Annotated in this window: 13 protein-coding genes; 9 read left to right on the top strand and 4 right to left on the bottom strand. The window is 73.9% G+C overall.

The annotated features are described in order from the left end of the window. Positions 1-113: 113 nt before the first annotated feature. The 4 genes from ACIQ9G_RS26200 to ACIQ9G_RS26185 are packed head-to-tail and all read left to right on the top strand — an operon-like array spanning position 114 to position 6,616. Complete coding sequence (locus ACIQ9G_RS26200; protein ID WP_403613969.1) at positions 114-935, top strand: glycosyltransferase family 2 protein; 822 nt, start codon at positions 114-116, stop codon at positions 933-935. Continuing rightward, positions 932-1,930, top strand: a complete 999-nt coding sequence (locus ACIQ9G_RS26195) for a glycosyltransferase (RefSeq protein ID WP_403613966.1) — start codon at positions 932-934, stop codon at positions 1,928-1,930. Before ACIQ9G_RS26200 ends, ACIQ9G_RS26195 begins: the two co-directional genes overlap by 4 nt. Beyond that, a complete protein-coding gene (locus ACIQ9G_RS26190; RefSeq protein WP_403613963.1) occupies positions 1,927-2,730 on the top strand; it encodes a polysaccharide deacetylase family protein in 804 nt (267 codons plus the stop codon). The genes ACIQ9G_RS26195 and ACIQ9G_RS26190 overlap by 4 nt, the downstream gene beginning before the upstream one ends. Then, positions 2,723-6,616, top strand: coding sequence for a lipopolysaccharide biosynthesis protein (locus ACIQ9G_RS26185; protein WP_403613961.1), 3,894 nt, complete (start codon positions 2,723-2,725; stop codon positions 6,614-6,616). The genes ACIQ9G_RS26190 and ACIQ9G_RS26185 overlap by 8 nt, the downstream gene beginning before the upstream one ends. An 86-nt stretch (positions 6,617-6,702) precedes the next feature. On the opposite strand, the gene ACIQ9G_RS26180 is transcribed toward ACIQ9G_RS26185, so the two are convergent. After that, the gene (locus tag ACIQ9G_RS26180; RefSeq protein ID WP_403613959.1) at positions 6,703-8,124 is read right to left on the bottom strand and encodes a xylan 1,4-beta-xylosidase; all 1,422 of its coding nucleotides are present in this window, start codon (positions 8,122-8,124) and stop codon (positions 6,703-6,705) included. 194 nt (positions 8,125-8,318) lie between these two features. On the opposite strand from ACIQ9G_RS26180, the gene ACIQ9G_RS26175 reads away from it, so the two are divergent. Both ACIQ9G_RS26175 and ACIQ9G_RS26170 read left to right on the top strand, forming a co-directional pair. Then, entirely contained in the window at positions 8,319-9,413 is a 1,095-nt protein-coding gene (locus ACIQ9G_RS26175) for a DUF5925 domain-containing protein (RefSeq protein ID WP_403613956.1), read from the top strand. A gap of 60 nt (positions 9,414-9,473) precedes the next feature. Further along, positions 9,474-10,250, top strand: a complete 777-nt coding sequence (locus ACIQ9G_RS26170) for a DUF72 domain-containing protein (protein ID WP_403613953.1) — start codon at positions 9,474-9,476, stop codon at positions 10,248-10,250. A 657-nt stretch (positions 10,251-10,907) separates the two neighbouring features. On the opposite strand, the gene ACIQ9G_RS26165 is transcribed toward ACIQ9G_RS26170, so the two are convergent. After that, positions 10,908-11,276 (bottom strand): GntR family transcriptional regulator, encoded by a 369-nt coding sequence (locus ACIQ9G_RS26165; RefSeq protein WP_403613950.1) that lies wholly within the window; start codon positions 11,274-11,276, stop codon positions 10,908-10,910. Between the two features lie 71 nt (positions 11,277-11,347). On the opposite strand from ACIQ9G_RS26165, the gene ACIQ9G_RS26160 reads away from it, so the two are divergent. Continuing rightward, positions 11,348-12,277, top strand: a complete 930-nt coding sequence (locus ACIQ9G_RS26160) for a GNAT family N-acetyltransferase (RefSeq protein ID WP_403613948.1) — start codon at positions 11,348-11,350, stop codon at positions 12,275-12,277. Next, a complete protein-coding gene (locus tag ACIQ9G_RS26155; RefSeq protein ID WP_403613945.1) occupies positions 12,258-12,758 on the top strand; it encodes a DUF402 domain-containing protein in 501 nt (166 codons plus the stop codon). The genes ACIQ9G_RS26160 and ACIQ9G_RS26155 overlap by 20 nt, the downstream gene beginning before the upstream one ends. Before the next feature lie 33 nt (positions 12,759-12,791). On the opposite strand, the gene ACIQ9G_RS26150 is transcribed toward ACIQ9G_RS26155, so the two are convergent. Then, positions 12,792-13,427: a class I SAM-dependent methyltransferase gene (locus ACIQ9G_RS26150; RefSeq protein ID WP_403613943.1), complete on the bottom strand. Its 636-nt coding sequence runs from the start codon at positions 13,425-13,427 to the stop codon at positions 12,792-12,794. Positions 13,428-13,587: 160 nt separating this feature from the next. Between ACIQ9G_RS26150 and ACIQ9G_RS26145 the strand changes: the two genes are divergently transcribed. Beyond that, a complete protein-coding gene (locus ACIQ9G_RS26145; protein WP_403613940.1) occupies positions 13,588-13,725 on the top strand; it encodes a hypothetical protein in 138 nt (45 codons plus the stop codon). 28 nt (positions 13,726-13,753) lie between these two features. Here ACIQ9G_RS26145 and ACIQ9G_RS26140 read toward each other — a convergent pair whose 3' ends face one another. After that, positions 13,754-14,215: a GNAT family N-acetyltransferase gene (locus tag ACIQ9G_RS26140; RefSeq protein ID WP_403613938.1), complete on the bottom strand. Its 462-nt coding sequence runs from the start codon at positions 14,213-14,215 to the stop codon at positions 13,754-13,756. Positions 14,216-14,349 lie beyond the last annotated feature (134 nt).

Raw genomic sequence — 14,349 nt, 5'->3', positions numbered from 1 at the left:
GCGTGCGCGGAGATCCGTTCCGCGCGTTCCGCGTGAGAACCCCCCTTTCGAACCGGACACACAGCCGGGCCGCCCAGGGGCGGGCGGTCCGCCGGACGAGAGGGACACAACTCATGAGCTCGGTTCTGCGTCCGCCCGCATCGGGCCAAGATCCGTCCATGGCCGCGCAATACCGGCCGATCTCTTCTCACCTCGCGATAACACCGCCGGTGAGTGTGGTGATCCCCGCCATGAATGAGGCGGAGAATCTCCCCTACGTCTTCAAGACACTTCCGGACTGGATACACGAAGTGGTTCTTGTGGACGGCAATTCCACCGACGGCACCGTCGAGGTCGCGCGCGATCTGTGGCCCGGCGTCAAGGTCGTCGGGCAGCGCGGCCGGGGCAAGGGCGACGCCCTCATCACCGGCTTCGAGGCCTGCTCCGGCGACATCGTCGTGATGGTCGACGCCGACGGCTCGGCCGACGGCAACGAGATCGTGTCGTACGTCTCCGCGCTGGTCTCGGGCGCGGACTTCGCCAAGGGGTCCCGCTTCGCCAACGGCGGCGGCACCGACGACATGACCTTCGTCCGCAAGCTGGGCAACCGGATCCTGTGCGCCGTCGTCAACCGCAAGTTCGGCGCCCGCTACACCGATCTCTGCTACGGATACAACGCGTTCTGGCGACACTGCCTCGACAAGATCGACCTCGACTGCACCGGCTTCGAGGTCGAGACGCTGATGAACATCAGAGTGGTCAAGGCCGGACTGAAGGTGCAGGAGATACCCAGCCACGAGTACCTGCGCATCCACGGCACCAGCAATCTGCGCGCCGTGCGCGACGGGCTCCGGGTGCTCAGGGTGATCCTCCAGGAGCGCTCCAACCGGCGGGCGCTGCGCCGCCGTACGCTCCGCTCGCCGCTGCCGGGCACCGGCCGGGGAGAGGCGTCTTGACCGGTCCCGGCATCTCCGTCGTGATCTGCGTCTACACCGAGGACCGCTGGGAGGACATCCTCGCGGCGGTCTCCTCGGTGCGGGCGCAGTCCCGGCCCGCGCTGGAGACGCTGCTGGTCGTCGACCACAACCGGGCGCTCCTGGACCGGCTGAGCGGGGAGTACAAGGAGGCCGGCGAGGTGCGGGTGCTCGCCAACGCGGGCCCCCGCGGCCTGTCCGCCGGCCGCAACACCGGAATCACCGCCTCGCGCGGCGACGTGATCGCCTTCCTCGACGACGACGCGGTGGCCGAGCGGGACTGGCTGCGGCACTTCGCCGAGGGGTACGCGGACCCGCGGGTGATGGCCGTCGGCGGCCGCACCGTGCCGGTCTGGGCGTCGGGCCGCCGGCCGGCCTGGTTCCCCGAGGAGTTCGACTGGGTGGTGGGCTGCACCTACCGGGGCCTGCCGCCGGGTCGGGTCCGGGTGCGCAACGTCCTCGGCGGGAACGCCTCCTTCCGGCGGACGGCGTTCGACGCCGCGGGCGGCTTCGCCACCGGCATCGGACGCGACGGCGACCGGCGCCCGCTGGGCTGCGAGGAGACGGAACTGTGCATCCGCCTCACCCGCGCCCGGCCCGACGCGGTCCTGCTGATCGACGACCGCGCGGTGATCCACCACCGGGTGCCCGAAGCGCGCGAGCGCTTCCGTTACTTCCGCGCCCGCGCCTGGGCCGAGGGCCTCTCCAAGGCGCTGGTGGCGCGGAGCGTGGGCGCGGCCCGGGGGCTGGAGTCAGAGCGCCGCTACACCACCCGTGTCCTGCCCGCCGGGGTGGCCCGCGGGCTGCGGGACGCACTGCTGGCCCGTCCGGGCGGCGCGGGCCGCGCCGGGGCCATCGTCGCCGGCGTGCTCACGGCCGCGGGCGGATACGTCGCCGGGAGCGTCCGCGCGCGCCGGGCGGACACGGCCTTCCGGGTCGTGGACCTCACGGACGGCAGGGGGGAAGGAGCCGTATGAGCACACCCGTACCGGTGCTGATGTACCACGCGGTCGCGCGCGAGCCCAACGCGGCCACGCGCGGCCTCTCGGTCGCCCCGGAGGCGTTCGCCGAGCAGATGGCGGTGCTGCACGAGATGGGCTTCCGGCCGGTCACCACGGCCGAGCTGGCCAACCGGTGGCGTGCCACGACCGGCCCGCCACTGCCCGCGAACTCCGTGCTGATCACCTTCGACGACGGCTACGAGGGGGTGCACCGGCACGCGCTGCCCGTGCTCGCCCGCTACGGCTTCCCGGCCACGCTGTTCGTCTCCACCGGCTGGATCCGCGGCGCCCACGACACCGGCGGGGGCCTGGACACCATGCTCGACTGGGACCAGGTGCGCGAACTGACGGCCGGCGGGGTCGAGATCGGCGGGCACAGCCACACCCATCCGCAGCTCGACCAGCTCGACGACGGCACGCTGTGGTCGGAGCTGATCCGCTGCAAGGAGATCGTCGCCGGCGAACTGGGCACCGTACCGGCCTCCTTCGCCTACCCGTACGGCTACTCCAGCCGCCGGGTGCGCGAGCGGGTCCGGGAGGCGGGCTTCACGCAGGCGCTCGCCGTCGGCAACGCCCTGGCCCGCCGCGGTCAGGGCCCGTACGCCCTGCGCCGGCTCACCGTGCGCCGCAGCACGAGCCTCGACGAGTTCGAGCGGCTGGTGCGCGGCCGCGCGATCGCCCGGAACTTCGCCGGGGACCGCGTCCTGACCAAGGGGTACGCCGTGGTCCGAAGAGCACGCCAGATATGCCGGAAGGCCATCGCGACCCGTGTCTGACACGACGACCACCACCGAGGCATCGGCCTCCTCCGCGACCGGGGCGCCCGAGCGGCCGGGACGCCGTCTCCGCCTGCCCGGACAGGGCCGGTCCCCCGGCGGCGACCAGCTGTTCCGCAACGCCTACGCCCTGATGCTCAACACCGGGATCTCCGCGGTGCTGGGCCTGGGCTACTGGCTGGTCGCCGCCCGCTACTACTCCGCCTCCGCGGTGGGCCAGGGCTCCGCCGCGATCGCCGCCATGAAGCTGCTCGCCGGGCTGACCGCGGTGACCCTGACCGGGGCCCTGGCCCGCTTCATCCCGGTCGCGGGCCGCACCACCGGCCGGCTCGTCGCCCGCACCTACGCGGGCAGTTCGCTGGTCGTGGCGGGCGCGGCGGGCGTCTTCCTGGTCACGCTCGACCTGTGGGGGCCGTCGTACCGCTTCCTGCACGGGCTCGGCCACGGCCTGGGTTTCATCGCGGTCGTCATGGCCTGGAACCTGCTCACCCTGCAGGACGGGGTGCTGACCGGGCTGCGCAGCGCGCCCTGGGTGCCAGTCGGCAACACCGTGTTCTCGGCGGTGAAGCTGGCGCTGCTGGTCGGTCTCGCCGCCGCGCTCCCGACGACCGGAGTCTTCGCCTCCTGGGGCCTGGCGATCGCCACCTCCGTGGTGCCGCTGGGCTGGCTGGTGTTCCGGCGCCTGGTGCCCCGGCACGTCACGGCGACCGAGGCGCACGCCAAACCCCCGGCCCTGCGGGAGCTCGGCCGGTTCCTCGCCGGCGACTACACCGGCTCGCTGTTCTCGCTCGCCGTGGTCTACCTGGTTCCCGTGATCGTCGCCTCGCAGGTCAGCTCGGCGGACAACGCGTACTTCTACATCACCACCACGATCGGCGGCACGGTCAACCTGCTCGCCATCAACATGGGCGCCTCCCTCACCGTGGAGGGCTCGCACGACCCGGCGCGCCTGGCCGCCAACACCCGGGCCGCGCTGAGGCGCATGGCGCGGATCATGCTGCCGGTGGCCGGGGTGCTGTTCCTGGGCGCGCCGTACATCCTGCGCGTCTTCGGCGACGGCTACGCGCACGCGGCGACCGGGCTGCTGCGCTGGTTCGCGCTCGGCGCGCTGCTGCGGGTCGTGATGGAAACGTACTTCGCGGTGCTGCGCGCGCAGAGCCGCACCGCCGGACTCGCCTGGCTGCAGGGCCTGTTGTGCGTCCTGGTGCTGGGGCTGACGCTGCTGCTGCTCCCCCGCACGGGCCTGACCGGCGCGGGCGTCGCCGAGATCTCCAGCCTCGCCGTGATCGTCGCGATCGCCGCACCCAAGCTGTACCGGACCGTCCGGGCCGCCCCGGCCGCCGGCGTCCCCGAGGACGCGGCTCCGGACGGGGACCTCGCCGACCTGGGGGCGCGCGAGGTCCCCGCCGGGGCCGTCGCACCGCACCGGCGGGGTCCGGCGTGGGCGCTGGACTCCGACACCGTGGCCCTGGGCATCCACGTCGACTTCGACCACCAGGAACGCCGGCCCGACGTGCGCCCCGGCCCCGGCACCCCGCCCGCGGGCACGCCGGTACCGCCGGACCACCGGCCGACCTGGGCGCCGACCCCTCGCCCGCCGGAGGTCGCGGGGCTGCCCGTGGAGGGGCGCGAACCCGGCGCGCAGGCATCGGTGGGACCTGCCGGACGGGAGGTGGACGCGCCGTTCGGGACGGAGGAGCGGGCGGTCGTCCCGGACGCCGGGGCCGTGTCCGAGGAATCCCGGAAGTCCGAGGAGTCCGAGGAGTTTGAGGAGGGGGACGTGGTCGCGCGCGCCGCGCGGGAGGCGGCGGAGGCACGGCCGTACGGCACCTCGCCTGCGTCCCCGCGGGCCCCGCGGGCGCGCCTCGCGCCCACCCGGCCCGGAGTGCTCCTCGGCGGTCTGCTGGCGGCGGCACTGCTGCTGTACTGGGTGCCCGCGCTGCGGCTCGGCGAGCCGGACCTGGACCGGATGGGCGGGCTCGGGCTCGTCTCGGTGCTGCCACTGCCGACGATGGCCGGTGCGGCGCTGCTGGTCGCGGTGTTCGCCGCGCTGCTGTGGCTGCGCCGCGAGCACCGGACCCTGCTGCTGGTCACCCTGCTCGCGACCGTCGTCTCCCTGCACGCGCTGCCCGCGGTGATCGAGACCGAGCCGCGGTTCGCCACGGCCTGGCAGCACCTGGGGTTCCTCGACTACATCGACCGCACCGGATCGGCCGTGCCGGACCTGGACGCGCGCTGGAGCTGGCCCGGGTTCTTCGCGGTGGCCGCTTTCGCCGCCCGGGCGTGCGGGCTGGGCGACCTCACCGAGGTCGTCCGCTGGTGGCCGCTGACCATGCAACTGCTGTACCTGCCCCCCATGTTCCTGCTGACCCGCGCGCTGCGGGCGGGCTGGCGGGCCAAGTGGACCGGCGTGTGGATCTTCGTGCTCGGCGGCTGGGTGGGCCAGGACTACTTCTCCCCCCAGGGCTTCACCTATCTGCTGTACCTGGCCTTCGTGGCGATCCTGCTGGTCTGGTTCCGGGCGCCGCACGTCATCTGGGCCAGGGCGCGGCCCGGCGAGGTCGAGGTGGAGCCGGCCGGCCGGCGGCAGCGGGCCGTGCTGCTGACGGTCGTGATCGGGCTGTTCGCGGCGAGTGTCCCGGCGCACCAGCTCACGCCGTTCGTGATGCTGGGCGTGCTGGCCGCGCTGGTCCTCGTCGGACGGTCCGAACTGCGCGGCCTGCCCGTCCTGTGCGCGGTGCTGGTGGCCTTCTGGCTCGGCTTCATGGCCGAGCCGTACTGGTCCGGGCACTTCGACGAGCTGTTCGGCGGGGTCGGCGGGGTGGGCGGCAACGTGTCGACGTCCGTCTCCGGCCGGATCAAGGGCGGCGACCCGACGCACCGGCTCGTCCTGTACGCGCGGGTGCTGCTGGCGGGCGGCGTGCTCGCCCTCGCCTGCTGGGGCTGGTGGCGGCGGCGCGAGAACCGGTACCGGGAGCGGGCGCTGCCGGTCCTCGCCTTCGTGCCGTTCCTGGGCTTCGGCATGCAGTCCTACGGCGGTGAGATGGCCCTGCGCGTCTTCCTGTTCGCCCTGCCCGGCGCCGGGCTGCTCGCCGCGTACGCCTTCTTCCCGCGCACCGGCGCCACCGCCGGGGAACGCGCGAAGGACCGGGTCAGCCTGGCCCCGGTCGCCGCGTTCCTGGCGGGTCTGCTGCTCCTGGGCGGCTTCCTGGTCGCCCGGTGGGGCAACGAGCCCTTCGAGCGGATCCGCACCGGCGAGGTCGCGGCCATGGAGTACGTGTACGCCCACGACAGGCCGACGGTACGGCTGCTGTGGCTGAGCAACGACACCGTCGACAACGTCACGCCCGCGATGCCGTGGGGGGCGCGGGACATGGAGCGGGTGAACTACGTGCCGACGCTCGCGCCGACCGACCCGGTGCTGGTGTCGGGGCTGGTCAAGGCGCTCAAGGACGCGGGCCCGAACTCGTATCTGATGGTCAACCGGAGCCAGGTCGCGTATCTGCGGATGGACGTGGGCTACTCGGCCGGCTGGGAGTCCCGGCTGGTGCGCAACCTCGACGGCCGGCCGGAGCTGAGGAAGGTCCTCGCCAACGACGACGTGACCCTGTACGCGCTGCGCGAGCAGCCCGCGGGCGCCGTGCCCGAGCCGCGGCCGGGGCCGATCGGGCCGAAGGTGACGTGGACGCCGTGGTCGGTGGTCGGCGGGCTCGCGGCCCTGGCCCTGGTCCTGATGCTCACGGCCCGGGAGGTCGTGCGGGTCGCGACGCGGCCGAGCGTGCGTCAACTGCGTTGGCTGCAGAGCAGTTTCTGGTTCTCGCTGCCGCTGCTGGCGGTGCTGTGCGCCTCGCTGGTGCAGCGGTTCCTGACCATGGGCAAGGGCTGAGAGGCGACGGGCACGGGGCGTCGGGCACGGAGTAGGGAGTACAGGGGTACGGAGCCCGTGGCGCGGGGAAGGCGGGGTGAGGCGGCTCAGCGCGCCAGCCACTTCACCTCGTACGCCCCCATGTCGAACCGCCTGCCGTCGACCAGCGCGCTGATGGTCCGGTCCAGGGTGTTCACCACCAGGACGGTCTTCGCGCCGGCCAGCACCCGCACGTTGGGCACGTCGTCCCGGGCGACGGACACGGTCTCGTAGCGGGTGCCCGGCGGGAACGCCCGGCCGAAGCGGGAGACGAGGCCGTACATGGGCAGCGCCCGTCCGCCGCCGGGGGTGTCGGTGGTGGTCCACAGACAGCCGGCGCAGCGGCCGCCCTTCTCCTTCTGCGGGTTCCAGTAGAAGCCGGAGGAGGCGCCGCCGCGGACCATGGCGATCAGGCCGGCCGCCTGGACGGCGACGCGGTGCGGCTCGGTCCAGCCCGTGCGGTCGTCGTCGCCGTCGGCGGGCTCGACGTAGTACTCCGCCCACCACAGCGGCAGGCCGCCGGTCCGCTGCCGCACCCACCGGCCGACGGCCGTGAGCTTGTCGGTGGCCGCGAACTCGTCGGGCAGCAGCTCGTCGTCCCGGGTGTAGCTGGAGCCGTCGACGACCACGAAGTCGGCGCCCTTCTTGTGGGCGTTCCAGTAGGCGAAGGCGTCCAGGACGCGCTGGTCCATGGCGCCCCAGGGGCCCCGGAGCGCCGTCGAGGCGTTCTCCTTCTGCCGCGGGTCGACGCTGTCCATGACGAGGTAGGGGCCGCCGACCATGATGTCCCTGCCGACCTTCTTCAGTGCCGCGTACACCAGGTTGTAGAGCTTGGTGTACCCCTCGTAGTCCCAGCGGCCCGCGCCGTCGTTCCAGAAACCCTTGAACTCGTTCCAGACGATGAAGTGCCGTACGTCCGGATAGCGCTTGGCCACCGTCGCGGCGAGCGCGGCGAAGTCGGCGTAGTGGTCGGGCGTCGGGGCGGTCTCCAGGGCGGGCCGGCTCCAGTCGGTGCTGCCGACGCCGGCTCTGCCGCCCTTCATCCAGTCCGGCGCGCAGCACAGGGTGAGCACCGGGGTGCCCCCCGACCTGCGGACGAAGTCGATGCGCCGGTCCAGCGCGGCGAAGTCGTAACGCCCCCGGACCGGCTCCGGGTTGTCCGCGCCCCAGCCCATGATGTGCTGGTTCTGCGGCAGGCCCGCCGTGCCGGCGAGCAGCCCCGCCACCCGGTCGGTGGCGGCGCCGCTGCCCTCGTCGGCGCTGAACTGCGTGTGCGTGAAGCCCCAGCCGACGGACGGATCCGACCCGTGCGGCGGCGTGGCGGGCGTGCCGTGCACCTTGTCGCCGTCGCGCGAGGTGCCGGCCGTGCCGCCGCTCCCGGGCAGGGTGCCGATCAGCGTCACGACCAGGGCGAGAACGGCCGCGCCGACGCCCAGCAGTGCGGTGAGCCGCCACCGCCGCTCCCCCGAGGTCCACCCATGACGTCCCATCAAAGGCAACAGTAACGGCAGAAATCGCCCGCCGGACAGGTGCCGCCGGGGTACGACTTCGCCACAGGACGGGCGAGGCCGCACCGGAGCGGACGACACCGTACGAGCAGGGACGGAGCGTAGAGATCCGCGACACTTCACGCGCACGTCGGAAAGCGGGTGCGTCCGGCGGTCCCGTGACGGATCATGGCGACATGTCTGCGAACCCACACGACGCTCTGCCGATCCGGCTCAACGTCGACGACTCCGACTCGCCGTCCGACGTCGTCGACGCGCTGTTCCTCGGCCGCTTCGCGAAGGGCGAGCAGCCGTACTCGCACGCGGTGAACATCGACCGCGTCCGCTCCGGCGCCACGCTGCTGCCCGCGGGCGCCCGGGTGCTGCGCACGGCCCGCGACGACGACCGCAGCGCGACCCTCGCGGAGGGCGAGGGCTGGACGCTGCTGGTCTCCCGCTGGAACCGGGGCGCCGACGTCACCGTCACCGCGACCACCGCCGAGCTGGCCGAGAAGGTGCTCGGCGAGGCGACGGACGGCGCGGCGGACGAGCCGGAACCGCAGCCGGAGAACGTGACGATGGGCTTCTGGTACGTGTCCCCGCGCCGCGGCCCGCACCGCACCACCCGCCAGATCTCCGCGGGCACCTGGGACGAGGTGCGGGCGAACTACACGGCCCCGGTGGCGGACGCGATGGACCGCCTGATGAAGACGACCCCGGAGGACATCGCGGGCCGGCTGCTCCTGCTGCACGGCCCGCCGGGCACGGGCAAGACGTCGGCGCTGCGGACGCTGGCCCGCTCGTGGCGGGACTGGTGCCAGGTGGACTGCGTCCTCGACCCCGAGCGGCTCTTCTCCGACGTCGGCTATCTGATGGACATCGCGATCGGCGAGGAGGACGCGGCGGGCAAGGGCCGCTGGCGGCTGCTCCTGCTGGAGGACTGCGACGAGCTGATCCGCGGCGAGGCCAAGCACACCGCGGGGCAGGCGCTGTCCCGGCTGCTCAACCTCACCGACGGCCTGCTCGGCCAGGGCCGCAACGTGCTGGTCGGGGTCACGACCAACGAGGACCTGGAGCGCCTGCACCCGGCCGTGGTCCGGCCGGGCCGCTGTCTGGCCCGGATCGAGGTGGGGCCGCTGACCCGCGCGGAGTCGGTGAGCTGGCTGGGCACCGATCAGGGCGTGGGCCGCGACGGCGCGACCCTGGCGGAGCTGTACGCCCTGCGCCGGGGCACCTCCCCGACCGCCCTGCCGGAGCCCCGGGGCGGGGTGGAGGCGGGGCTGTACCTGTGACGCGGAGTGCGCGGGCGACCGCGGGAGGACCGGTGCCGCGGCCGGTGCTTTGATGGTGGTATGACCCTGTTCGTCGGGACGTCGGGCTGGCAGTACAAGGACTGGCGGGGCGTGCTCTACCCGCAGGGGTGTCCCGTGCGGCTGTGGCTGGAGGAGTACGCCCGGCACTTCGCCACGGTGGAGATCAACAACGCCTTCTACCGCCTGCCGTCGCGGGAGAACTTCGCGGCCTGGCGGGAGCGGGTGCCGCCGGACTTCGTGGCCGCGGTGAAGGCGAGCCGCTATCTGACCCACGTCAAGCGGCTGAAGGAGCCCGCGGAGCCGGTGCACCGGCTGATGAGCCACGCCGAGGGACTCGGCGACCGGCTCGGACCGGTGCTGCTCCAGCTGCCGCCGACGCTGCTCGCCGACGCGCGGCTGCTCGACGCCTGTCTGGCGTGCTTCCCGGCGGGCACCCGGGTCGCGGTCGAGCCGCGTCACATGTCGTGGTGGACGCACGAGGTGCGGGCGGTGCTGAAGGAGCGGGGGGCCGCGCTGTGCTGGGCCGACGCCTACGCCCGTCCGGTCACGCCGCTGTGGCGCACCACCGACTGGGGCTACGTCCGCTTCCACGTGGGGCGCGCCCGGGCCTGGCCGCACTACGGCCGCCGGTCCCTGGAGACCTGGGTCGACCGGATAGCGACCGCCTGGCCGGACGACCAGGACGTGTACGCCTACTTCAACAACGACCCGGCGGGCGCGGCGGTCCGGGACGCGATGGTGTTCGCGCGGGTGGCCGCGATCGCGGGCCTGGAGGTCACCAGGACCCCGCGACGGCTCGTGGCAGCAGCCCGGTAGCCGCTCCCGGCACCCCCGCAGCGGCACGGGCCGACCGCCGCGGCACGGAACAGCGGCACCCCGCCGGGGCCGCTCACGGGTGTCCGCTCCCGCGGGCCCCCCGCCGGACTCCGCCGCCATGCGCCACCCGCAGGGTTCCCCGGCCCGCAGTGCAACCAGCCGGCTTCCACGCCCGCGCGCCACCCGTGGGGCTCCGGGCCCGCGCGCCACCCGTGGGGCTCCGGGCCCGCGCGCCGCCCGTGGGCTTCCGCGCCCGCAGGCCAACCGCCGGCTGTGGCGCGCCGGCCACCCGCCGACATCCGCGCCCGCGCGCAACGTACCGGGCTCCGGGCCCACAAACCACCCGCCGACCTGCGCACCCGTGCGCCGCCCCGCTGGCGTCCTGCGCCCGCAAGCCACCCGCCAGCCTCCGCGCCCCACGTACCGGGGCACCCGCCGACTTCCACGCCCGCAGACCACCGCCGGCCCCCGTGCCCGCCCCCACGTACCGGGCTCCGAGCTTGCAGGGGCACCCGCCGGCTCCCGCGCCCGCAGACCACCGCCGGCCTCCGCGCCCGCGCGCCACCCACCGACTTCCGCGCCCGCAGGACACCCGCCGGGCTCCGGGACCGCAGGCCACCCGCCGGCTTTCGGGTCCGTGCGCCGCCCGCAGGGCTCCTACTCCCCGTAGGCCGCGCGCAGGGCGTCACGGACTGCCGCGAGCGCGGCGTTCTCGTCCAGGCCCAGCCGCCGTACCCGCTCCGCGTAGCCCTGCGCGGCCACCGCCGCCTCGCGCTCCGCGGCCGAGCCGGCGGCCGCGACGAACGTGCCGTTGCGCCCCCGCGTCTCGATCACCCCGTCCGCCTCCAGCGCCCGGTACGCCTTGGCGACCGTGTTCGCGGCGAGCCCGAGCGACTCGGCCAGCCCGCGCACCGTCGGCAGCCGGTAACCGACCGGCAGCGCCCCCGACCGCGCCTGCTCGGAGATCTGCGCCCGCACCTGCTCGTACGGCGGCGCGCCGTCCTCGATGTCGATCTTCAACGTCACCCGCCGATTGTCCCGCACCCGGCGGAAAATGAGAGGCACCCCGCCCGTTCTCCGCCGTAGCGTGCGCCCCCATGACCGTAACCATCCGCGACCTCAGGCCCGACGCGCGGGCCGACCTCGAGGGCTTCGCCCGCGTGCGGCACCTCGCGCTCCCGTTCATCCTGTTCACCCCCGAGTCCCTCGCCCACGACCTCGTCCACATGCACCGCGACGCCCACTACCGCCCGCTCGTCGCCGTGGCGGACGGCGAGGTGATCGGCACGGCACAGGTGCACCTGGCCCACGAGAGCCCCGAGCCCGGCCAGGGCAACATCAACGTGTACGTCGACCCGGGGCACACCCGCCGGGGCGCCGGCCGCCTCCTCGTCCGCGCCGCCGAGGAGCACCTGGCCGCCCACGGGGCGAGGAAGCTGTTCTCCTGGGTGCTGGACGAGCCGGGCAGCCGGGCCTTCGCCGAGCGGCACGGCTACCGCGCGAGCCGCTCCGCGCACTTCCTCCGGCTGGACCTGGCCGGCGGCGCGCTCCCGCCGCTGCAGGACCCGCCGCCGGGCGTCGAGGTCCGCCGGGGTTCGGACTTCGCCGACGACCCGCGGCCCCTGTTCGCCCTGGACGCGGAGACCGTGGCGGACGAACCGAGCGACGTGGACACGGAGTTCACCAACTACGAGGCCTGGCTGGAGGAGACCTGGCGGCACCCGCTGTTCAGCGCCGAGCTGACCTCGGTGGCCGTGGTCGACGGGCGTCCCGCCGCGTTCAGCGCGGCCCGCACGGACGGCGGCAGGCGGTACGGCACCGTCATGACCGGCACCGCCCGCGCGTTCCGCGGCCGGGGACTGGCCAAACTCGCCAAGAACGACTCGCTGCACCGGGCCCGCGCCGCGGGATACACGGAGGCGTTCACGGGCAATGACGCCGGCAACGGGCCGATGATCGCGATCAACAAGTGGTTCGGGTACGAGATCTGCGGGACGGAGGTGCGTCATGTCCGCGAACTCGGCTGAGCCGGGCGGGCGTTTGGAGGTCGTGCTCGTCAAGGCGGGGGTCACGAAGATCCGTTACCCGGCGGAACTGCTCGCCGACGACGGCACCCGGATCGTCGTCCGCGCCCCGTGGGCGGGCGACGGGGCGCGCGACTTCGGCTTCGTACGGTTCGAACCGGGCGACGTCTTCACCGAGTACTACTGGCGGGACCGCTGGTACGCGGTGAAGGAGGTCCGGGACGCCCGGGGCACGGTGAAGGGCTGGTACTGCGACGTCACCCGTCCGGCCACCCGTTCCGGCGCGGAACTGGTGGTCGAGGATCTGGACCTGGACCTGTGGCGCTCCGCCGACGGCACGGACGTGCGCCGTCTGGACGAGGACGAGTTCGCGGACAGCGGCCTGGCGCGCACGGACCCCGAGGCCGCGGCGGCCGCCGTCGCGGCCCTCGACACCCTGGAGGCCCTGGCCCGCGGGGACGGCTTCGAGACACTGCTGGCCTGAGACCGTGGAGCGGCGGCGCCCGCGACCCGCCCGCTACGCGGCCCCGACCTCCGCCACCACCGCGTACCGCTCGTCGTCCACCTCCCGGCCCCACAGCCGCGCGTCGGCCGACAGCGGCTCGCTGCGGATCTCCTCGGCGAGCGGGCGTACAAGCATGGTCAGCCGGTGCGCGGGTATGCCGACCGGCGTGACGGAACCCCACCGGCCCTCGATCAGGACCAGCCGCCCGGCCGGGCGCAGCAGCGCCCGCCAGTGGCGCAGCACCCGGTCCGGCTCGGGCAGCGCCCACAGCACGTGGCGCACCAGGACCACGTCGAAGCGCCGCTCGCCCACCGGTGGTTGCGCCGCGTCGCCGACCAGGAACGCCGCGTCCCGGCCGGCCAGTTTGGCGCTGGCCCGCTCCACCATGGCCGGGGACAGGTCGATCCCGGTCACCCGGTGTCCCTGCTCGGCGGCGAGGAGCGACATGCTGCCGGTGCCGCAGCCCAGGTCGAGGACGTCGCACGGGCGTCCCGGCAGCCAGCCGCGCAGCCGCTCGGCCCAGGCCGCGCGCACGTCCGGGTCGCGCAGCCCGTGATCCGGCTCGTCGTCGAAGACGGCGGCCTGCGCGTCCCAGTCCACCCGAGCCGGGGCCGACCCGTCACCGTCGTCCGTGATCCGTGTCGTCATGCGCTCCAGGGTGACACCCGCCACTGACAGTCGAATGTGCCCGCCACTGACAGTCGAATGTGACAGCGGCCACAGACAGACCCGCACCGATGAGGAACTCTCGCCCGCAAGGTCTACCACCGCGGCAGCACGGATCCGGTAGACGTCGAAGGAGGCAGCGATGCGCCGTACGACAGTGCAGAAGCCCCTGAGGAAGACGGACACCCGCCGGGTCCGCGAGGAGGCGGCCGAGGAGCGTCCCGCCGCGCGCCCGGAAGTGCGCAAGGACATCGCGCGCACCTGGTGGCCGGACGGATGACGGTCCGAGGGCCCGGACATGAGACGTCTCAGACCAGCCGCTTGCGGTAGTGGATCCGGTCGTAGGGCCCGTCCACACGGCGCTCGACGGCCTCGTAGCCGAACTTCGGGTAGATCCTCCGGTTCTCCCACATCATCGCGTTCGTGCAGAGCCTGACCTCGGACAGCCCCAGCGCACGCGCGTGCGCGTCCACGAACTCCAGCAGCCCCCGGCCGACGCCCGTGCCGTGGGCGTCGGGACGGACGGCGATGCTGTCGAGGAACAGGTGGTCGGTGCGCGCCTCGACCACCACGAGGCCGATCACCCGGCCCGTCCCGGGCTCCTCGGCGACGAACACCCTGCCCGCGGCCACGTCCGCCGCGTGGTCCGCGTCCATGGGCACCGGCCGCACTCCGATGCGCGCGACGTAGGGGCGGTACGCCTCCTCGGTCACGGACCCGACGGCCGGGACGTCGGCGGCACGGGCCGCCCGGATCACCTCGTTCGACATATCGCGCAGCTCCCTGCCTGAGCGCAGCCTCAGCGCTCCCTTAACGCGAGCATAAGGATCTCCTCCCACCGCCTCCGGCGGGCGATTTCACGGTTTCCCCGGGCTAGCTTGCTGATCGCCCCCACGGGATCCGG

This window comes from Streptomyces sp. NPDC096152 (assembly GCF_044763235.1).
Taxonomy (GTDB): domain Bacteria; phylum Actinomycetota; class Actinomycetes; order Streptomycetales; family Streptomycetaceae; genus Streptomyces.
This window is presented reverse-complemented; position numbering and strand designations above follow the sequence as displayed.